At 55.8% G+C, this 19,520-nt stretch carries 22 protein-coding genes; 3 read left to right on the forward strand and 19 right to left on the reverse strand.

Annotated elements, in window-relative coordinates; all coding sequences use genetic code 11:
* The 12 genes from G437_RS0105020 to G437_RS0105075 all read right to left on the reverse strand — a co-directional run bounded on the left by G437_RS0105020 (position 1) and on the right by G437_RS0105075 (position 9,111).
* On the reverse strand, positions 1 to 525 hold the full coding sequence (locus tag G437_RS0105020) for a GNAT family N-acetyltransferase (protein WP_231782359.1): 525 nt from the start codon (positions 523 to 525) through the stop codon (positions 1 to 3).
* Complete coding sequence (locus tag G437_RS0105025; protein WP_024331488.1) at positions 522 to 1,886, reverse strand: UTP--glucose-1-phosphate uridylyltransferase; 1,365 nt, start codon at positions 1,884 to 1,886, stop codon at positions 522 to 524. The genes G437_RS0105020 and G437_RS0105025 overlap by 4 nt, the downstream gene beginning before the upstream one ends.
* A 102-nt stretch (positions 1,887 to 1,988) precedes the next feature.
* Positions 1,989 to 2,930, reverse strand: a complete 942-nt coding sequence (locus tag G437_RS0105030) for a thiamine-phosphate kinase (RefSeq protein ID WP_024331489.1) — start codon at positions 2,928 to 2,930, stop codon at positions 1,989 to 1,991.
* Positions 2,927 to 3,772, reverse strand: a complete 846-nt coding sequence (locus G437_RS0105035) for a TrmH family RNA methyltransferase (protein ID WP_024331490.1) — start codon at positions 3,770 to 3,772, stop codon at positions 2,927 to 2,929. The genes G437_RS0105030 and G437_RS0105035 overlap by 4 nt, the downstream gene beginning before the upstream one ends.
* Positions 3,773 to 4,156: a 50S ribosomal protein L20 gene (gene rplT, locus G437_RS0105040; protein WP_024331491.1), complete on the reverse strand. Its 384-nt coding sequence runs from the start codon at positions 4,154 to 4,156 to the stop codon at positions 3,773 to 3,775. It abuts the gene before it with no gap.
* Positions 4,157 to 4,188: 32 nt separating this feature from the next.
* Positions 4,189 to 4,383 carry a 50S ribosomal protein L35 gene (rpmI, locus tag G437_RS0105045; RefSeq protein WP_024331492.1) on the reverse strand — a complete coding sequence of 65 codons (195 nt, stop codon included), beginning with the start codon at positions 4,381 to 4,383 and terminating at the stop codon, positions 4,189 to 4,191.
* Positions 4,384 to 4,444: 61 nt separating this feature from the next.
* A complete protein-coding gene (infC, locus tag G437_RS0105050) occupies positions 4,445 to 5,083 on the reverse strand; it encodes a translation initiation factor IF-3 (RefSeq protein WP_051141888.1) in 639 nt (212 codons plus the stop codon).
* A gap of 203 nt (positions 5,084 to 5,286) precedes the next feature.
* A complete protein-coding gene (locus G437_RS0105055) occupies positions 5,287 to 5,931 on the reverse strand; it encodes an SseB family protein (protein ID WP_024331494.1) in 645 nt (214 codons plus the stop codon).
* A gap of 4 nt (positions 5,932 to 5,935) precedes the next feature.
* A complete protein-coding gene (locus tag G437_RS0105060; protein WP_024331495.1) occupies positions 5,936 to 6,649 on the reverse strand; it encodes a HisA/HisF-related TIM barrel protein in 714 nt (237 codons plus the stop codon).
* A complete protein-coding gene (locus G437_RS0105065; protein WP_024331496.1) occupies positions 6,649 to 7,260 on the reverse strand; it encodes a type 1 glutamine amidotransferase family protein in 612 nt (203 codons plus the stop codon). Before G437_RS0105065 ends, G437_RS0105060 begins: the two co-directional genes overlap by 1 nt.
* Positions 7,257 to 7,838: a hypothetical protein gene (locus tag G437_RS0105070; RefSeq protein ID WP_024331497.1), complete on the reverse strand. Its 582-nt coding sequence runs from the start codon at positions 7,836 to 7,838 to the stop codon at positions 7,257 to 7,259. Before G437_RS0105070 ends, G437_RS0105065 begins: the two co-directional genes overlap by 4 nt.
* Positions 7,839 to 7,869: 31 nt before the next feature.
* A complete protein-coding gene (locus tag G437_RS0105075; RefSeq protein ID WP_024331498.1) occupies positions 7,870 to 9,111 on the reverse strand; it encodes a dicarboxylate/amino acid:cation symporter in 1,242 nt (413 codons plus the stop codon).
* 170 nt (positions 9,112 to 9,281) lie between these two features.
* Here G437_RS0105075 and lipB point away from each other — a divergent pair, with 170 nt between their 5' ends.
* Together lipB and lipA are read left to right on the forward strand one after the other, a co-directional pair.
* On the forward strand, positions 9,282 to 9,929 hold the full coding sequence (lipB, locus tag G437_RS0105080) for a lipoyl(octanoyl) transferase LipB (RefSeq protein ID WP_024331499.1): 648 nt from the start codon (positions 9,282 to 9,284) through the stop codon (positions 9,927 to 9,929).
* Complete coding sequence (gene lipA / locus G437_RS0105085; RefSeq protein ID WP_024331500.1) at positions 9,929 to 10,957, forward strand: lipoyl synthase; 1,029 nt, start codon at positions 9,929 to 9,931, stop codon at positions 10,955 to 10,957. The genes lipB and lipA overlap by 1 nt, the downstream gene beginning before the upstream one ends.
* Here lipA and G437_RS0105090 read toward each other — a convergent pair.
* Both G437_RS0105090 and G437_RS0105095 read right to left on the reverse strand, forming a co-directional pair.
* On the reverse strand, positions 10,954 to 12,438 hold the full coding sequence (locus G437_RS0105090; RefSeq protein ID WP_024331501.1) for a class I adenylate-forming enzyme family protein: 1,485 nt from the start codon (positions 12,436 to 12,438) through the stop codon (positions 10,954 to 10,956). The two genes, lipA and G437_RS0105090, sit on opposite strands and share 4 nt — an antisense overlap.
* Positions 12,439 to 12,504: 66 nt before the next feature.
* Positions 12,505 to 12,915 carry a hypothetical protein gene (locus tag G437_RS0105095; RefSeq protein WP_024331502.1) on the reverse strand — a complete coding sequence of 137 codons (411 nt, stop codon included), beginning with the start codon at positions 12,913 to 12,915 and terminating at the stop codon, positions 12,505 to 12,507.
* 49 nt (positions 12,916 to 12,964) lie between these two features.
* Between G437_RS0105095 and G437_RS0105100 the strand changes: the two genes are divergently transcribed.
* The gene (locus tag G437_RS0105100; protein ID WP_024331503.1) at positions 12,965 to 13,192 is read left to right on the forward strand and encodes an RNA-binding S4 domain-containing protein; all 228 of its coding nucleotides are present in this window, start codon (positions 12,965 to 12,967) and stop codon (positions 13,190 to 13,192) included.
* Here G437_RS0105100 and G437_RS0105105 read toward each other — a convergent pair.
* The 5 genes from G437_RS0105105 to G437_RS0105125 form a co-directional block, all read right to left on the reverse strand.
* Positions 13,182 to 13,598 (reverse strand): Fur family transcriptional regulator, encoded by a 417-nt coding sequence (locus tag G437_RS0105105; protein ID WP_024331504.1) that lies wholly within the window; start codon positions 13,596 to 13,598, stop codon positions 13,182 to 13,184. The two genes, G437_RS0105100 and G437_RS0105105, sit on opposite strands and share 11 nt — an antisense overlap.
* Positions 13,599 to 13,607: 9 nt before the next feature.
* Positions 13,608 to 17,186: a DNA polymerase III subunit alpha gene (dnaE, locus tag G437_RS0105110; RefSeq protein ID WP_024331505.1), complete on the reverse strand. Its 3,579-nt coding sequence runs from the start codon at positions 17,184 to 17,186 to the stop codon at positions 13,608 to 13,610.
* A 54-nt stretch (positions 17,187 to 17,240) separates the two neighbouring features.
* Positions 17,241 to 18,155: an RluA family pseudouridine synthase gene (locus G437_RS0105115; protein WP_024331506.1), complete on the reverse strand. Its 915-nt coding sequence runs from the start codon at positions 18,153 to 18,155 to the stop codon at positions 17,241 to 17,243.
* The gene (gene lspA, locus G437_RS0105120) at positions 18,152 to 18,619 is read right to left on the reverse strand and encodes a signal peptidase II (RefSeq protein WP_024331507.1); all 468 of its coding nucleotides are present in this window, start codon (positions 18,617 to 18,619) and stop codon (positions 18,152 to 18,154) included. Before lspA ends, G437_RS0105115 begins: the two co-directional genes overlap by 4 nt.
* Positions 18,620 to 18,714: 95 nt before the next feature.
* Positions 18,715 to 19,449: a DivIVA domain-containing protein gene (locus G437_RS0105125; protein WP_024331508.1), complete on the reverse strand. Its 735-nt coding sequence runs from the start codon at positions 19,447 to 19,449 to the stop codon at positions 18,715 to 18,717.
* Positions 19,450 to 19,520 lie beyond the last annotated feature (71 nt).

Below are 19,520 nucleotides of genomic sequence, written 5' to 3' on the forward strand. Positions count from 1 at the left end.
CTAGATGTCACGACCCCGTTTTTCCTGTTGTGGAAGAACCAGCTGCATAAAAACCAGGTCCAAGCGTCTGCCGAACTTGACCCCTATTTCCCTGAGCAGACCTACTTGGACGAACCCAGCGTTAAGATGCAATCTTATAGAGGCCTCGTTAGAGGCCTCTATACCAGCAACCACTACGTGGTAGGGCGCTGCCTTCTCAATTAGTGTTGCAAGCAGCTGTTTACCTATCCCCTGCCTGGATGAATCCGGACTGACGTAGATCGAGTTCTCGACAGTATTCCTGTAACCAGGCCAATCCCGAAACGGTGACAGGCAGGCAAAGCCCACAACGCTACCGCCCTCGACAGCAACTATTACGGGCAGATCTTGGCGCTGATGGTCCTCGAGCCATACTTTGCGCTGTGCAACGGTTACCGGCGCTTCAGTCCAGACCGCATTCGTGTGCAGCACCGCGTAGTTATATATCTTAGTGATTTCCGGCAGGTCCCCTACGCAGGCAGATCTGACCTGCAGCTGCCCTTTCACCTACGCACTTTCCCGGGGGAGCCTTCCTTGCCAAAGCGGCGTTCACCACTTATTACTACCTCAGGACCGAAGGTCCAGTCTCCCTCAACGCTAAAGAGCTCCGCATGTTTCAAAGAAGGAATTCCGTGCGGAAACCGTTGTTCGAAGGCCCGAATAGTCTTGTAATAGCGCGGATCTAGCTCCACCAGCGGAAGCCTCTGGACATTCTTTACAAGGCGCCCGTCACCGGTCAACTCGTATACGTCAGAGCGTACGAGCGCCAGGTCCGCAGTAGTCTTTACCGGCAGAAAGCGCTCGCGCCCCACCAAAATCGCTGTGGCGCCCGCAAAGGACTGTATGGCTGCCCCCATGGCAGTTTCGATTTGGTAAACCTCTGGGCTAGCGGGATCGGTTGGATCCACATTTTTCTTGTTGCGAATCAGCGGCAACCCTAATACTGCCTTCCGCTCTTTTAAGGTGTCGGCGAGCACCTGCAAATCGAACCACAGGTTATTTGTATGGAAATAGGGATGACGATGTTCATCTGTGAAGAAATGCATCTGGTCTTTAGGAGTTTGGGCAGTATCACGCAAAATCAGCTGACCGTCTTCCTTGCGCCTGGCCAGGTGCCCACCTTTGCGATCAGCAGGGGTCCTTGCACACACTTCGGCGGCATACGGCGCCCCGGAAGCAGCAAACCAACCCGCTATGTGCGGATTTGGATAACCTCCCAGGTTGTCTGAGTTCGAAGTGCAAGCATAGCGGTATCCGGCATTTAAAAGCTTCTGTAGTAGTCCTGATCCCAGAAGGGCTGTATATATATCGCCGTGGCCCGGAGGACACCACTCCAACGTGGGATCAGCAGGCCATTCGACGGGCTCGAGAGCACCCACCGTGAGCTTCGGCTCCTGGTTCTGCAAAAAATCAACAGCCAACCCATCTACCTTCATATCGGGATGGGACTGTAATGCCTTGAGCGTGGACTCCCGAGTGCGGAACGAATTCATAAACAAGATAGGCAACTTTGCATCCCATTCTTGCCGCACCGAGCGCACCTGCTCACAGATTATATCTAGGAAGGTCTTACCATCGCGCACCGGAATCAGAGACTTGGCATCGTCTAACCCCATGGAGGTCCCGAGTCCCCCATTTAGCTTTATGTAGACGGTCTTCTGTATCGCTTCGCGAGCCTGCTGGGGCGAGACTTGGGCTGATTCTAAGCTTTCAACTTGCGTCAGCGGCACAATAGATTCCTCGGGAATAAGCCCCGTTGCCCCGGCCTCCAGTTCCCTGTAATAGTGGCTAAAAACGTTAATAGCATTCTGGTCGACGCCCCTGGCGACCATCTTTTGCTGCGCTGCCCGAAGTCCCTTTTCACTCATAGGGACATCATAGCTAAAAGACTGGGAAGCCTTCGCACTCAGAGTCCAAAATGCGCAACTAAAACGAGCACCACCAAATCCTACTTTCCACCGCCTAAGCCACTACCGGTAGCTCTCCCAACCTCCAGAGGCCGAAATAAGTTCGCCGTCTAAATACACGCCCTCGCCAACTTTCACGGTACCAACCGCCCGGAGCCCTTCTGGCAGCTGCAGCTCTTTTGGCAAAGTCGCAAGGAGGGCATGATCCTCGCCGCCCGTCAGGATCTTGTCGAGCGGACGGGTGCAGTTCGACGGCAAGAGAGAAGAAAAATATTCAAGTTCGGCCGATTCTAAGGCCATTGCTACTCCCGAGGCCTTCCCCATGCGACGGGCATCTTTAACTAGACCGTCGGAAACGTCCATCATCGCGTGAGCGCCCAATTTTGCGAGTTCTGGACCCATATGCAGGGGCGGTTTGGGCGCCAGGAAGATGCTGACCGATTCTGCTTCAGCAGGGTCCGCAGGCGAGGCCCCCTGAGAAACTATCTCAAGCCCACAGCTAGACATCCCCAACGTTCCAGCAACGACAATCTGATCACCGACTTTTGCCCCCGAACGCACTACGGCAGTCTGCCCCCGCAAGTCGCCAAAAGCGGTAATTGAGATAGCTATGGCCGGACCCCGCGTTAAATCCCCGCCAACTACTCCGCACCCAGCCGGACCACAGCGGTCAGCTAGGCCCTTTGCAAACTCAACTAGCCAATCCACTTGCAGATCTTCCCTAAGGCAAAGAGAACAGACGATACCCGTAGGGAAAGCCCCCATCGCGGCAACGTCAGCAAGATTCTGAGCAGCAGCGCGCGCACCAATTTGGCGCGGAGTTGACCACTCGCATTTGAAATGGCTGCCCTCGACTAGCATGTCGGTGGTAACTACGTAGCGCGAATCCGGAGCCCTTAAGACCGCACAATCGTCTCCGGGCCCCAGCAGCGTTTGCCGCCCCTTAGGCAAATGGGGGACGAAGGCACCTAAGAGGGCGGCCTCGTCTACTTCGGAAATCCTCATTGCCGCGCCTGCTGGGAGGCGTAAAGACAAAGGGCTGCAGCCGCGGCGATGTTGAGCGATTCGGCCTTTCCGGTCATAGGAATAGACACCGTGGCGGTACAAGCCTCAAGCTGGTCTTCAGTTAAACCATGGGCTTCGTTTCCCAGCACCCAAGCGTGGGGGGAAGAAAGCCCAACCGGCCCCCTATCCGCACTCAACCTGGGTAATCCGACCTGGCCTTTGCCGTCCGCCCCGAGGAACGCAATGCCCCTCCGTGCAAAAGCTTCGCAAGCTTCGTCAAAGGTTACCCCTGAGACAATCGGCAGGTGGAACACTGAGCCGGCAGAAGCACGAATCACCTTGGGGCCAGCAGGATCGGCGCTCCCCTTACACATAACCACCCCAGCTGCCCCAAAAGCGTCAGCCAACCTAATCAACGTACCCGCGTTACCCGGATCTTGAGTCTGTGGGCAAATAACCACCGGGCAAGAGGAAGCTAGAACTTGTTCAGCAATCCTGTCCAGATCCCCGTCGATCGCCCGCCGTGAGGCAACTGCCACGAACCCCTGCCCATCAGCAGACATGTGGTCCACCACAGCGTCAGTACAATCGTGCAGCCACTGGGTTGTCTCTAAAGCTAGCTGAACTACGTCAGGACGCCGCCCCGTAGCTAACTCACCAATGTAGACATCTTGCACGTGCGAAGGGGAATACGCACAAAGCTCTGCAACCGCCTGAGGGCCCTCTACGCGAATCAGTCCCGACTTAACGCGGAAAGCGCGCCCCGAAAGGCGCTTTACCGTGCGAACCCGGTGAGTGTCCGGATCGGTAAGACGTTCGGGACGCGCAACTCCTTCGCTCATTTACTTAGCTGCCGGAGCATTTACGTCTTCAGGCAGAGCCTTCTTGGCGATATCCACCAGGCTTGCGAAGGCAGTAGGTTCGTTGACAGCTAGCTCAGCCAGCATACGACGATCAACCTCGACCTCGGCCAGACGCAGCCCCTGCATGAAGCGGTTGTAAGTCATTCCTTCGCCGCGGCAAGCAGCATTGATGCGCTGGATCCACAGCCTGCGGAAGTTCCCCTTGCGCTTCTTGCGGTCCTTGTAGTTGTAGACCATTGAGTGGGTGACTTGTTCCTTGGCCTTACGGTAAAGGCGGGAACGCTGCCCCCTGTATCCGGATGCGCGATCCAGGGTGGTGCGACGCTTCTTGCGGGCGTTTACAGACCTCTTGACACGTGCCATTCTAATTTTCTCCTTATTTTTACAAAAAAGCTTTAGATGCCCAGCTGGCGCCTTGCGTGACGAGTCATAGCCGGGTTCATGACGGTGTCCTTAGAAAGGCGACGCTTGCGTTTGGAGGACTTAACCTCGAGCAGGTGACGCTTGTTTGGGTGTTCGTGCATGATCTTGCCGGATCCGGTAACGCGGAACCGCTTCTTAGCACCGGAGTGCGTCTTCATTTTCGGCATTTCGTGTCCTTGTCTTAGGCGGCAAAGGCCGCAGTGTATTAGGAAAATCTTGCTTAGGAGGCTATTTTTGCTCAGCCTTGGCGGCCGCTGCACGCGCCGCCTTGCGGGCGTCCTTTTCAGCCTGCCGGTTGCGCTTTACAGGCCTACCATCCTGATGGGACCTGCGCTGTTGCGACTTGGCCATTTTCTTGCGCTTGACCGGACCGAGCACCATGGTCATGTTACGACCATCCTGGCGCGGCATGGATTCAACCGTGCCGAGCTCAGCAACGTCGTCAGCCAAACGTTCAAGCAGCTTCACGCCGAGTTCCGGACGCGATTGTTCACGCCCACGGAACATGATCATGACCTTAACTTTGTCGCCACCATTCAGGAAGCGCTCTACGTGCCCCTTCTTGGTTTCGTAGTCGTGTTCGTCAATCTTCAAGCGGAAACGAATCTCTTTCAGCTGCGTGTTCGCCTGATTGCGGCGAGCCTCCCGGGCCTTCTGAGCGGCCTCGTACTTGTACTTGCCGTAATCCATGAGCTTGGCAACTGGCGGCTTTGCATTAGGAGCGACTTCAACTAGGTCTAGACCTGCTTCCTGCGCTAGATGCAACGCCTGATCGACGCGCACGACGCCTACCTGTTCGCCCGAAGGGCCAACTAGGCGGACCTCGGGAACGCGAATGCGATCATTAATTCGTAGCTCGCTGATGATTACTCCTGACTATCAAAGTGGTGGTACGAAAAAACCTCCGCACCATACGCATGCGGAGGTTACCCATAAAGCCTACTAGGCTACCCGGACCCGGATCGGTTCCAAGGTGGGATTGCTCCACTTACGCGCCGGCTTCAACCGGCTGTTGGCTTAACCCTAGCAAATATGACTCTTGAGCAGAAGACACATTTAGGTGGTACTGCTCACGCGTTGGTAGGAATGAGTCGCAAGGGAGCACACCTAGCCACCGTAGTCTCATCCTTGCCAAGAACCTGGCACGCGGCCACCGCCCTCGGCTGATTCGGAGCCCTAAAGCGAATCTCGGTGGCGCCAACTGTATTCGTGGCAATCGAGATAAGCTCGCACTCTTGCTGCTTACACAATTCGCTTACCCGGACTCGCAGCGATTCGTCGATAGCAGGTGGAAGCCACCTGGACCCAGCTGCCAGCGCCAGCAAAGCTGAGGGAGGAAGCACAACCCCTCCGGGTGGATCGACAACTAGACGCGCATCCTGACTAATCGCCAGAAGTGCCACCCGCCTGCCAGTGAAAGGAATCGGCCTGTGAGATGGGAATACCGTCTGCAGAGCGCTCAACCTAGTGAACGCAGCCAATCCAGCTCCCCCATCCGCGAGCGGGAAAGTGGGAAACAGTGGGGTTTCGCACTCTTTACCATTCCTAGGAACAATTGGTATCAGCAGGCGTTCGCCCTCGACGAGGGCACAAACTAATTGACTAGGGCCCTCTTCTACAGCTGCAGCTAACTTAGTCGATGCGCTACCGTCGTCACTTCGATCGGGGCGCCAGGCTAGGCGCCGCGAGAGTTTTTCCCGTTGGCTCGGTTCCATTGTGCTAGTTTCGCACCGCTGCCAGAGCCTGTTCAAGACTGAAGGCTCCCCGGTAGAGTGCTTTGCCGACTATGGCTCCCTCTACCACTCCGAGGGCGGCCAAATCCTTCAAATCAGCTAGGGACGACACACCTCCGGAGGAAACAATAGCAGCATCTGTGTGGTCAGCTACTTCGCGCAGCAGCTGCAGATTCGCCCCACTCATCATGCCGTCGCGGGAAACATCGGTAACTATGTATCGGGCACAGCCGGCCTTATTGAGCCGCTCTACAACCTCGAGCACATCGGGACCTTTGTAGCTAGTGCCACGAGCTGCCAGCGTATGCCCCAATACGTCGAGCCCTACCGCAACAAAGTCGCCATAGGAATGTATTATCTGCTCAGTCCACTCCAGATCAGCTAGCGCTGCAGTAGATAAGTTCACGCGGCTTGCCCCTGCATTCAGCGCGCTCCTGATAGCTTTCTCGTCAGTTACGCCACCCGAGATCTGTACCTTGACATTCACGGATTTGACGATTTGCCTCAGCAAATCTGCATTAGTTCCGCGCCCGTAAGCCGCATCCAAATCGACCAGATGGATCCATTCGCTGCCGGAGGCAATGAACTGGCGCACAACTTCAAGCGGCGATCCGTAGTCGTCCTCTTCATCAACTTTTCCCTGAGAAAGGCGGACTGCCTTGCCGGCCTCGACGTCTACCGCTGGGAGTAATTCGAACATCAGCTTCCCCTCACTTGCGCAATCCATTTGGCAACAATCTGCCGGCCAGCTCGCCCCGACTTTTCCGGAAGGAACTGGAAAGCAGTCAAAGCCCCATTTTCCACAGCTGCAAGGAATCGTTCCTGCCCTACCACCATGGTAGACAGCGGAGGTTTCATTGGTCCCGACCCGAGAAGTGTTGCTGGATCTACGGTTGCCGCGTGAGCAAACGGGAAATAAAGCGGATCTTCAATACCGCTTAGGAGCGAGCCCGTGGGCGGGGCAATTTTCAGGTATTGTTGCCGCCCCACACGCCGGTTTACGCTTCCCGGCCACTGCCCAAGCCCGTTTTCGCCCACACCTTCTATATTTTGAAACAGCGCTGCCATTGCAGAACCCATAACTAGAACCGGGCGACCCCCAGCAAGGCGCCTATCCACGAGCGCATCTATGCCTGTAGCGGCAAACCCTTTAAGTAGGTTGCCGAGGCCAGCGTGCGCGGTTACTACCATTGCCTCGGCGGCAAGAGCCTCCTCGCGCGATGGGGACAGGAGGACTTTTACCCCCTCCGTCTCGAACAATGGCGCCGCCTGCAGGGCAGACTCGTCAAGAGCAAAAAACGCAATGTTCATTCGCCCTTTTTCTTCCTTTTCATGGCCTTGCGCAAGGCTCGCAGCCCCGCCATACGCCCCATCGAAGAGGCATCTATATTCCGGTAGTCTTCGGGAGTGGTCTTCCCCAGCAGAAGATCTTCCACGCTAGCATCAGAGGTTGAAATAACCAGCCCCGCTGGCAGGTCGCGTTCTTCTTTGCCTCCCAGGTAGCGCCTGGCCACTACCTGACCTGACACTCCCGGTTCGCCTTGGTCTTGCGAGCCCAACCAAGAAACTAGCGCAACTACTCCGAGCGGGGAAGTACGCGAGAGCACCGCTGCCAACTCATCTACTTTTTCCGGCATCGGGCGGTCAGACCCGAGCAAGGCGTTTAGATCGTCCTCGGGATCAGCAGGCACCTCGAGCCATACTGCCGCCCCCGTGTTGGTCATTACCACTTGCCCTGGCAAGGAAGACATGGCTAGCACCCCAGCCACAGCCTCCTGGGACGCCAAGGGAGTAAGTATCAGGGCCACAGAGCGCGCCTCGAACGCGGGCTCAATATCGTCCATCTGTTCAGTTAGTTCGCGAAGTGCCTCATCCCATTCGTCGCTCACAAAGCCCCCTAGTTAGTTCTTAGCCACTAGCCTAGTCATTTGCAGAGGCCAATTCCTGAGCCACCGCCCTGGAGCGGGCTCTCTCCGCCCCCAGCGAACCTGCAGCCAACTTGTTGACAACCATAGCGATAGCCCCGTCTCCGGTAACGTTACACGCAGTACCAAACGAATCGATCGCCACGTATAGGGCAACCATCAGCCCGTACATTGGATCTGTGAAGGCAAGCATCCCCTGGAGCACACCTTGAGCAGCCGTAATGGCCCCACCAGGAACCCCTGGGGCAGCAATCATAGTGATTGCCAACATGCAGATGAACCCCGCATAAGTTCCAAAGGAAACGCTAATGCCCGACATGTACAGGACTGCCATAGAAAATGCCACTATCTTCACGGTGGAACCCGCCAGGTGGATGGTAGCGCACAGCGGCACTGTGAACGAAGCAACCTCGGTGGATACCCCATTCTTCTCGGAGCACCGCAAAGTTACCGGAATGGTAGCCGCTGACGAGGCCGTGCCCAAGGCCGTCAAGTATGCGGGCATCATGCGACCTAACGCAAGGAAAGGATTAGCTCGGGCAATAATCCCCGCAAGCAGGTATTGCAAAATGAGCATGACGAACGTAAGCAGAATCGAAACCGCGACGATTTTTATCATCGCCACTATGACCGAGGCTATTTCCCCGGATTTAGTTAGGTTCATGAAGATCCCGAAGATGTGCAACGGCAGTAGCGGCACGATCGTTTTCTTGATGGTGGCGAGCATGATGTTGCGGAATTCGCGCATGCCTTCGCGCATCACCCGAGAATCTACCGACGCCACCCCAATCCCCAGCAGGAAAGCAAGCACGAGGGCGGTGAACACGTTAAACACCGGCGGAATCGTAAAGTTGTCACCAAGGAGGGAGGACACGGCCCCTCCGGGAGCACCTAGCTTCACCATTTTTTGCCCGGCCAACAAGGTTGGGTAGAGCGCTTTCGTTACGAAGTAGGTAGAAAAACCGGCAAACAGGGTAGAGCCGTAGGCAATTAGCGTGGTTATGAGCAGCCACTTGCCAGCCGAGGAGCCGAGGTCGGCCAGCGCGGGAGCCACTAGGCCTACAATTATTAGGGGCACCACAAACCCCAGATATTGGCCAAAAAGAGCATTGAATGTGGCAAAGGGAACCACAAACCAGTTTGGCACAAACAGTCCCAGTGCTATACCGCCTGCGATAGCGAGCACAACCCAGAACAACAATGTCCTAAAGAGCTTAGGCAGCCTGAGGGAAGCCATAGTATTTCTGTTCTCCGTAATCTATAGGGGCCATCCTACACTGTAGAGTTACCGGCTCAATATAGCCTCACCGGCCACAATTTGAAACTATTTCTCTCACATTGCACTCCATGAGATGACCCACCTTTTCGCGCATGCCTCGAATCTATCCAGCCGGTAACATTAGCAGTGTGCGAATCGTAAATCTTCTTGACCGAGGCCCAATAGACTACATGGAGGGCGATTCGGTGCAGCGGCAGATCCACGCGGAAGTGGCAGCCGGGCGCAGCGAAGACACCCTTATACTGCAGGAATTTAAACCCACCTGGACAGCGGGGCGGAAAACAAAGCCACAAGACATTCCCGATTCTTCGATTCCGGTAATTGAGATGGATCGGGGCGGCTCGGTCACCTGGCACGGACCGGGCCAGCTGGTGTGCTACCCAATCGTCAAGCTTGCCGAGCCCATCGATGTAGTGAAGTTCGTACGCAACCTCGAAAAGGGCGTGCGCGCCTGCATCGAGGATAACTGGCATATCAAGACCGATGTTGTAGAAGGGCGCTCAGGAGTGTGGATCCTGAGGCCCAATATGCAGGACCGAAAAATATGTGCCATCGGGGTCAAAACTGCCCTAGGCACCACCATGCATGGACTGGCACTCAATTCTTATCCCAATATCGAATCAGGCTTCGGCAAAATTGTGCCCTGCGGTCTGGCTGATGCTGGGGTAACGTCCCTTAGTGTCGAGGGAGCCGAAGTTCCCCTGGACGAGGTGGCTAAGGCGCTGGTGCCTGCCCTCGAAGAAGCACTAAAGGAAAACCGCCAGGAAGGAAACTGATGTCTACAGTCCCAGAGCCTGAAGGGCGCAAACTACTTCGTGTCGAGGTCCGCAACTCAAAAACTCCAATCGAAAAAAAGCCCACCTGGATCAAGACAAAGGCAGTAACGGGCAAGCGGTACATGGAAATGCGCCAGCGAGTGCGTGACGCCGGCTCGCACACAGTGTGTGCCGAGGCGGGCTGCCCAAATATTTTTGAATGCTGGGAAGACCGCGAGGCTACCTTCCTAATAGGGGGCGCCTTCTGCACTAGGCGCTGCGATTTTTGCGATATCGCAACTGGCAAACCAACCGAATACGACACCGACGAACCTCGTCGAGTGGCCTCTGAAATTGCGGCATTAAAACTCAACTACGCCACCGTTACGGGGGTGTCTCGCGACGATTTAGAGGACGGAGCCTCCTGGCTATACGCCGAAACCTGCCGGCAGATTCACGCCCAGTCTCCCGGCACGGGCGTTGAACTGCTAGTTGACGATTTCCGTGGCAAGGACGAGGCCTTAGACGAAGTCTTTTCCTCCAAACCCGAGGTATTCGGGCACAACCTCGAAACAGTGCCGCGAATCTTCAAGAAGATTCGCCCAGCCTTCCGCTACGAGCGTTCTCTAGAAGTGCTGCGCAAGGCCCACGAAGCCGGGCTGATCACCAAATCGAATTTTATTCTAGGAATGGGGGAAACTACCGACGAGGTGGTTCAAGCGATGAAGGACATGCGTTCAGCGCAGGTCGATTTGCTAACCATTACTCAATACCTACGCCCCTCCCCCCTGCACCACCCCATCGATAGGTGGGTGAAGCCCAAAGAGTTCGTAGAACTTTCTAAAATTGCCTACGAACTGGGCTTCAAGGGGGTCATGTCGGGGCCGATGGTGCGTTCCTCCTACAGAGCCGGGCGGTTGTGGGCTAAGGCCATGCGAGCCTACGGGAGGCCTCTGTCAAAGGAACAAGAGGAGCTTTACTTCCAGGGCACTACCCGCCAGGAGGCCTCTACTCTCCTGGCGGACAACCCGGCCCTGGCCAGCGCCTAGATAAGTTTCGCCGCCGCCCTACGGTCGTGTTTACCCGTGGGGCCCAGCGGGATCTTGGAAACTAGCACCAGCTTGCGCGGTAATTTGAAGCGCGCAATCGACTTTTCGGCCCAGGCCCGAATTTCTTCCAATGAGGGCGGATTTTTGCCCGGCACAGCAACTACGGCTAACGTTTCACCCCATTTGGGGTCCGAAACACCAACTGTGCACCAGTCCTCGAGCCCGCTAATGCCTGCCAGAGCGCGGTCTATTTCTGCCGGGTGAATATTTTCGCCCCCCGAAATTACGATCTCTTTGGACCGTCCCACAATCGTTATGAGGCCGTCCTCATCCCAGTGCCCCACGTCCCCGGTGGGCAGCCACCGATCTTCTCGGACTATTTGCCCCCCTCGTAGCCAGCGAGTGACCACGTTTGGGCCGGTAATAGTCAATTCCCCGTCTATCCCCGCCTGCTTCACCACATGGTTGTTTTGGTCGCGAACTTCCACGCGCGTATACGGAAACGGCCTTCCAGCCGAAATGGGGTGCGTAGCCAGCAAGCGCTGGGGCAGGCAGGTGCAGGTGGCCGCTGCCTCGGTCATGCCCCACACGTGGATGGGAGTGAGGCCTACCTCGATCATTTTTAGCGCCAAGTCCCTATCCAGGGGGGAGCCACCAATTAGTGGGATCCTAAAATCGGGCAGATTTTCCCTGGTAAATCCCCCTTGTGCGCAGAGCGCCTTAAACATTGTGGGAACCGCAAACATGGTGTTCACATGCCAATGCTTCAGCGTTTGCACTAGCTCAGCCGGCCTGAAAGCGGGCACAATCACCACGGTGCCCCCCGAGCAAAAAAGATCCGTAGTGAGGCCGTTGAACCCGCCTATATGTGAAAGTGGTACAGCTACAGCTAGCGTGTCCCTCCGGTCGTAGCCGAACCCCTCGCGTAGATTCCGCCATCCCCACCACAGATTAGCGTGCGTGAGCACTGGCCCTTTGGGTATTCCCGTAGTGCCAGAAGTAAAGATAATAGCCGCTGGCCTATCCTCATCGCACTCAACCGGTTCTACGTCGATTTTCGGCTGTTCTTCAAGCCAGGTGCGCCACGTAGGAGTGACGGGCACGACCTTGGTTGGCCTACCCCATTCGGCGGAATCGGCACGATCCGTAAAAGCTAGAACTGGCCGAGCGCGTTCTATGAGATCTGCAACTTCAACTGCGGACAGGCGCACATTTATCGGGTTTACTATTGCCCCTATCCAGGCGCAAGCCCCATAGGCAAGCAGATGCAAGGGGTGATTTGCGCAAACTAACGAGACCACGTCCCCTGCCCGCACGCCCTCGGAAACAAAATACTGTGCAAGGGAGGCTACCAGGTCCAAGCTCTGCGCGGCACTGAGCTGCCCGGTGGGGTACGCCAACGACACCTTGTCTGGGTCACGAAACACCGCCCTACGCAAATGTGAGATAGGCGAAAAATCTACCTTAGGAAGCTCACTCATTTCCTCTTGCCTTCCTGAAAAACACAAAATTCCCGCCGCCGTGGCAGGTAAAAATTCCTTCACCGGCTACTTCGCCAATGAAGGGAAACGAACTTTACGGATTCCCCTGGCGACGCCGTAGCTTGCAAGTAAAGCAAGAAACCACAAAGCCCACAGTGCCACAACCGCCATGGTAAGCCGGGTCAAAGATAGCGAAATCAAGGTCAATGCCACAAACCAACCTGCCATTGCCAAGATGTATAGGCTCAGCGGACGAGACATTGCCCGGCGGGCAGCTAAGACACCTAAAATCACTAGCCCCAGCGCTGTCAAGACCATTCCCAATACACGCACACCAAGGTGCGAGTCAGCCGCGTTAAATACTGCCACCGAAGCAATGCCGGCAGCAATTAGGACATCGGCAACCCGAATTCTACGAGCAAACTTCTGATTGCGCCTGCGAATCCCAGCTCGCCTGATTCCTATCTTCTTATCCACGCGCCCTCCTCACTGAAATAGTGTAGCTCGTAACCGGTAGACTTTCGTTATGGACACAATCGAGGTAAAAGGCTCAATTCGGCTAGGTCAGTTTTTGAAACTTGCAGGTGTCGTAGAGGACGGGGCTACCGCCCGTATTGCCATCCAAAGTGGCGACGTAGACGTAAATGGCCACACGGAATTGCGTCGCGGCTCCCACCTTAGAGACGGGGACGTAATCACAGTGCACTACCCTGACGGGGCGGCCGCAGATATTGCGGTAAAAGCTATCGATTAGCCTGACAATCAGGGCAGAGCCCCCAGTAAATCACTTCCACCCGTTCCACTTCAAAGCCCCTGTCAGGGTGGGCTTGCAGGCAAGGGGCGTAGCCGGCAGCACATGGGATGTCGACCATCTTGCCACAACGCCGGCACACCATATGATGGTGATTGTCTCCCTTATCTATCTCGTAACGTGCCCGTGCCCCCGCAGGTTCCACGCGGTTCAGGATGCCCTTTTCCGTAAGCGTGTTTAGCGTGTCATAAATAGTCTGCCCAGCTATCTTGCCGAGGGCGGCGCCCACGAGTTCACGCACTTGGTCGGCATTGGCATGGGGAGCCTTTTCGAGTGCAGCCAAGACGGCAAGCCTGGTTTCAGTTACGCGCAAGCCAGCTCGTCTTAGGAGCTCGCTAGACGTGTTCATTTACTCCCCTTACTCAGCTAAACAATTGGGCCCTAATAGCTCCTTCAGTTCGGCGAACAACGACGCCTCGGGTTTGACCTTTAGGGACGCATCGCACTGGGCGATCACTGTCCTGCCGGCGCTCGTAAGCCGCAGATTCACAGGAGCCGGGCCGGGATGGGCTTGGAATATCTGCTTTAAGGACTCTAACAGAGGTCTGGTGCAGTTATTCATGTGCATGGCCAAAGTCACCGGCTCATCGCCAGTGCGGGTGAGCTCCAGAATCTTCATGGACTCGGCGTTCAGTTCAACCCCGCCTTCGCGTCTAGAAAGCCTGCCCGTAACTGAAACTATCTGGTCGGGCTGAAGCCGCTCCGAAACCGTCTGGTAGGTAGAGGGGAAGAACTGACACTCAATAGAACCGGATAGGTCTTCGATAGTCACGATCGCCCACAGATTACCTGTCTTGGTGGTGCGCCGCTGCACGCCCGTAATGAGGCCCGCAATGGTAACCCGCGAGCGGTCGGGCCTAGATTCGTCATCCTTTATGTCGCTGATCGAGGCGTCGGAATTGCGTGACAACCCCATCTCTTGGCCGGCCAAGGGGTGGTCTGAAACGTATAGACCTAGCATTTCGCGTTCGAATCCAAGCTTTTCTTTGCGATCCCACTCCGGCAAATCCGGAATTTCTACCCTAAAGCCTCCGCCCACGTCCTCGGCGGCATCGCCCAGGCCCGCAAACAGGTCGAACTGCCCCGCTGCCTCGTTGCGTTTAATGCCGATAATGGACTCTACTGCCTCTTCGTGTTTCAGCTCCAGTGAACGTCTGGTGTGCCCCAAAGAATCGAAGGCGCCGCCCTTGATAAGCGATTCAATTGTGCGCTTGTTGCACACTGTTTGCGGAACCTTTTTCAAGAAGTCATTGAAGGATTCAAAGCGTCCCTGCTCCGTACGAGCCTTCTCAATGCCCTCGACAACTGGAAGGCCTACGTTGCGCACTGAGGCCAGGCCAAAACGGATCTTGTCGCCCACCGGCGTGAAGTTTGCGGAGGATTCGTTTACATCCGGCACCAGTACCTCGATGCCCAAGTGCCTGCACTCGCCCAGGTATAGAGGCAGCTTGTCCTTGTTTGCGCCGGCCGACGTAAGGAGGGCGGCCATGTATTCCACTGGGTAGTTCGCCTTCAAGTAGGCGGTCCAGTAGGAAACCAATCCGTAAGCGGCCGAATGCGACTTGTTGAACGCGTAGGAAGCGAACGGAACGAGGATTTCCCAAAGTGTGGTAATCGAGTCGTCTGAATAGCCATTCGAGAGCATGCCTGCACGGAAACCCTCAAACTGTTGGGCTAGTACCTCGGCCTTTTTCTTACCCATTGCCTTACGCAGAATGTCTGCCTGCCCCAGGGTGAATCCGGCCAGTTTCTGGGCGATCTTCATGACCTGTTCCTGGTAGACGATCAACCCGTGGGTTTCTTCCAAGATATCTGCAAGCGGTTCAGCCAGTTCTGGGTGAATTGGCTCGATTCGCTGCTGCCCGTTTTTGCGCAGCGCGTAGTTGGTGTGCGAGCCAGCACCCATGGGGCCCGGGCGGTAGAGGGCGCCAACAGCCGAGATGTCGGCGAACTTGGTGGGTTTCATTAGCCTGAGCAGGTTACGCATGCCCCCGCCATCGAGTTGGAAGACGCCAAGCGTTTCGCCGCGTCCAAGCAGCGCGTAAGTTGCTGGATCCTCTAGGGAAACATTTTCAAGGTCAAGTTCCTCTTTGCCGTTCAGCTTAATGTTTTCGAGGCAATCCGAGATAATAGTGAGATTTTTTAATCCCAAAAAGTCCATCTTCAGCAATCCCAGATGCTCACAGGTCGGGTAGTCAAACTGGGTGATGATGGCTCCGTCAGCCAGACGCTTCATCATGGGGATGATGTCGGTGAGCGTATGCGAGGACATGATCACCGCGCAGGCGTGCACCCCCCACTGGCGAGTTAGGCCCTCGATCCCCAAAGCCATGTCGACTACCTCTTTGTAGCCCCAGTATTCGCTTGCGCCCGGCTTGTCGGCCGCAACCATGTCGCGGAATGACTTTGCTTCCCCATAGCGTTTGTCGGCGGGATCGAAAATTCCGTGCACCGAAATATCTTTGCCCATGATCGTGGGCGGCAGTTCTTTGGTAAGTTTCTCCCCAACCACAAACGGCTTGCCCAAAATGCGAGCTGAATCTTTCAGAGCCTGCTTAGTCTTGATCGTGCCGTAGGTTATAACCTGCGAAACCTTGTCCTTGCCGTATTTGTCCTCGACGTACTTGATAACTTCGCCGCGGCGCTTATCGTCGAAATCGACGTCGATATCGGGCATCGAAACACGCTCCGGATTCAAGAAACGCTCGAACATCAGCCCGTGCTCTAGTGGGTTCAACTCGGTAATACCCATGCAGTAGGCAACGATGGAACCTGCACCAGAACCACGCCCGGGCCCAACCCGGATGCCGTGATCTTTGGCCCAGTTGATGTAGTCAGCTACGACCAAGAAATAGCCCGGAAACCCCATTGAAGTGATAACCGAAATTTCGTAGTCAATCTGTTTCTGCTCGGCTTCGGGAACCCCCTGCGGGAAGCGTTTAGAAGCCCCGCGCGCTACCTCCTTAACGAACCACGATTCCAAAGTTTCGCCCTCGGGAACGGGGAAAGTGGGCATAAAGTTAGCGCCCTCGTCAACCGTCTTAAAATGGACGTCGCACATTTCGGCGATCAGTAACGTGTTGTCGCAAGCCTCGGGTAAATCCTTAAAGATTTGCCGCATTTCCGAGGCCGGGCGCAGGTAGTAGTCTGAACCGTCGAACTTAAACCTGCCTGGATCGTCCAGCCGTTTGCCCGAGTTTATGCAGAGCAAGGCATCTTGGAAGTCCCGATCTTCCTTACGCACGTAGTGCGAATCGTTGGTTGCAACCAGTGGAGCCCCAATAGTCTTAGCTAACTCGAGCAGCTCGTTTTTAACGCGCCGTTCAATGTCGAGGCCGTGGTCCATCAATTCCACGAAATAGTTCTCTTTACCGAAAATATCCTGGTATTCCCCAGCCGCACGGACTGCCTCATCCCATTGTCCCAGCCGCAGACGGGTCTGCACTTCGCTGGAGGGACACCCCGTGAAGCCAATAAGCCCAGTGGAATACTTTTCAATCAGTTCCCGGTCGATGCGCGGCCACTTCGCCATCTGCCCCTCGATAGAGCCTAGCGACGCCATCCGAAATAAGTTGTGCATCCCCTCGGTGGTGCGAGAAAGCAAAGTCATGTGCGTGTAGGCCCCACGTGCAGAAACATCGTCTCCGGCTGCCTGCTGTTCCCTAGTGCCCCACTGCACCCTGGTGTTGTCAAAACGGGACGTTCCCGGCGTCAGATATGCCTCCAGCCCCACGATAGGTTTGATGCCGGCCTTCTGGCACTCATTGTAGAGTTCGTAGGCCCCGAACAAATACCCGTGGTCCGTAATAGCTACCGCAGGTTGGCCGAGCCGCTTAGCCTCGGCAACCAATTTAGAAATCTTGGCCGCCCCGTCGAGCATCGAATAATCAGTGTGGACATGAAGGTGCACAAAATCGTCGGTAGCCATGCCTGTCATTGTACCGGCTTCAGCGCCCTGACATTGTCCCGGCGAAGGCTCCAGGGGCGTGATTTAAAGCCGAACTATCTCAAGAGCCCTCTCTAAATCCTGCGTATAGGGGGCTTTCACGCAGATCTTCCGGCCGCTAATCGGGTGGGCAAAAGAAAGCTCAACCGCGTGTAGCCACTGCCTAACCAACCCCAACTTTTCAGCCTCGACCGGATTTGCCCCGTATGTTGGATCTCCCACAATCGGGTGACCAATTGCCTGCATGTGAACGCGAATTTGGTGGGTCCGCCCAGTCTCCAAATGTACCCGCAGCAAACTAGCCTTAGGCATAGCTTCGATAGTGTCGTAGTGCGTAACGGCCATCTTGCCGCCTTCGACAACCCCCATCTTGAATTCGCGTCCCGGATGCCGCCCGATTGGGGCCTCGATAGTTCCCGAGGACGGATCGGGGTGACCAGCAACCAAAGCATGGTAGATCTTGCCTACCTTGCGGTAGCGAAAAGCATTCTTCATAACCGTGTAAGCACGCTCGGACTTTGTCACCACCATGGCCCCGGACGTGCCGACGTCCAAACGGTGAACAATTCCCTGCCGCTCTACCGGGCCGGAGGTTGCCACGCGCCTTCCAGAAGCTATCAAAGCCCCAATTACAGTGGGCCCCTCCCACCCGGGGCCCGTATGTGCGGCAACACCAACAGGCTTATTGACCACGACTATGTCCTGGTCCTCGAAAAGTATGTCCATCCCAAACGGGGTGGGTTTTATGCCCGGCTTTTTCGGTTCGGGCAATCTAATGTCCAAAAATGTCCCCGCCCGCAAGCGTTCGGATTTGCGCAGCAGATGCCCCTCGCACGCAACATCGCCGGCCTCGATCATTTTCTGCACGGCTGCACGCGACATGCCCAGCATTCTATTTAAGGCGTGGTCGACGCGTTCGCCGTCCATTCCCTCGGGCACCGGCAGCCTGCGCGAGATCATTTCTTCACCTCTTTTTTTGTAAGTTCAATTAAGGCGAGCCAAACCACCGCCGCCACAATTGCAATGTCAGCCACATTTCCAACAAAGAAATTTCCGTAGTTTAGGAAATCAACTACGTGTCCCTCGCCAAAACCGGGATAGCGGAACAGACGGTCAAGTAAGTTCCCCAGCGCGCCCGCTTCTAACAGGCCGAGGGCACAGGCAAGTTCCCCTGAATGGGCCCTTCGCACAAAGAAAGGAATTATTAGGCATGCGAGAGCCGCAAGAACGGTGAAAACCCAGGTGTGTGAAGACAAGAACGAAAACGCCGCCCCCGCGTTGAAAACCAATTCCAACGAAAGCAGGCTCCCTAAAAGCGGGATCTTTTGGCCGGTCGAAAGGGCGCCAAGAGCCCATTCCTTACTAGCAAAGTCGACCGCTACCCCAAGCACAGAAGCCCCGGCCCAAATGCACCATTTATTCACCCTAATACTCTAACTGGAGGCGCAAAAGAAAAAAACTTAGCAGCAACGGTTAAACACTTTGGCCCCGCCAAAGCGGGGCCAAAGATCAGTTCAAGCTACTTTATGTCGTCTGCATCAACAGTCTCGATGAGCTTTTGCAAGTGAGAACGCAGCTGGCTGCGGTATTCAGATTCAAATCCCTTCAGCTCATTAATCTTGCCCTCGAGCATGGAGCGCTCAGAGTCGAGCTGGTTGATAACGCGCGTCTTCTCGTCTTTAGCCTCACGCAAGATTTGCTGAGACTGCGCGTGCGCATCGTCGACAATCTTGTTGCCCTTTTCCTGGCCCTCGTGCACGTACTCGTCGTGCAGACGCTGAGCCATTGCCAGCATCGAGGTAGCAGATTCCGGCTCGTTATTGTCGGCTGCGGCAGGGGCCTGAGCAACCTTCTGGGCCTCGTTACGAGCAGTTTCGGCCTCGGTGCGTAGCTTGTCGTTTTCGGCACGCAGCTGCTCGATCTGGGCACGCAGCTTTGCCTCGGCCTCAGAGGGCTCGCCGGAAGCCTTGCGAGCTTCAGCAGCCTCGGATTCGACCTCGGCGGCGCGCTTACGGGCCTGCTCAAGTTCGGCGCGTAGCTTGTCGTTTTCGGCACGCAGAGCACCATCATCTGCTGTTGCAGGAGCCCCCTCAGCCGGGCTCTCGCTTGCTACGGCGCCGCCTTCCTGAAGGGCAGTAAGTGTGCGAACGACCTCGTCAAGGAACGAATCAACTTCGTCCTGATCGTAACCCTCACGGAACTTCGTGGGGGTAAACGTCTTGTAATGGACGTCTTCCGCCGTTAGCAGAGCCATATTGGTCACCTCGTATTTCGAATGTGGGCCCAACTAGGCCCCGGTTGATTCAAACTTGGTGCGAAAACCAA

The sequence above is a fragment of the Winkia neuii subsp. neuii DSM 8576 genome (genome assembly GCF_000420405.1).
GTDB classification, from domain to species: Bacteria; Actinomycetota; Actinomycetes; order Actinomycetales; family Actinomycetaceae; genus Winkia; species Winkia neuii.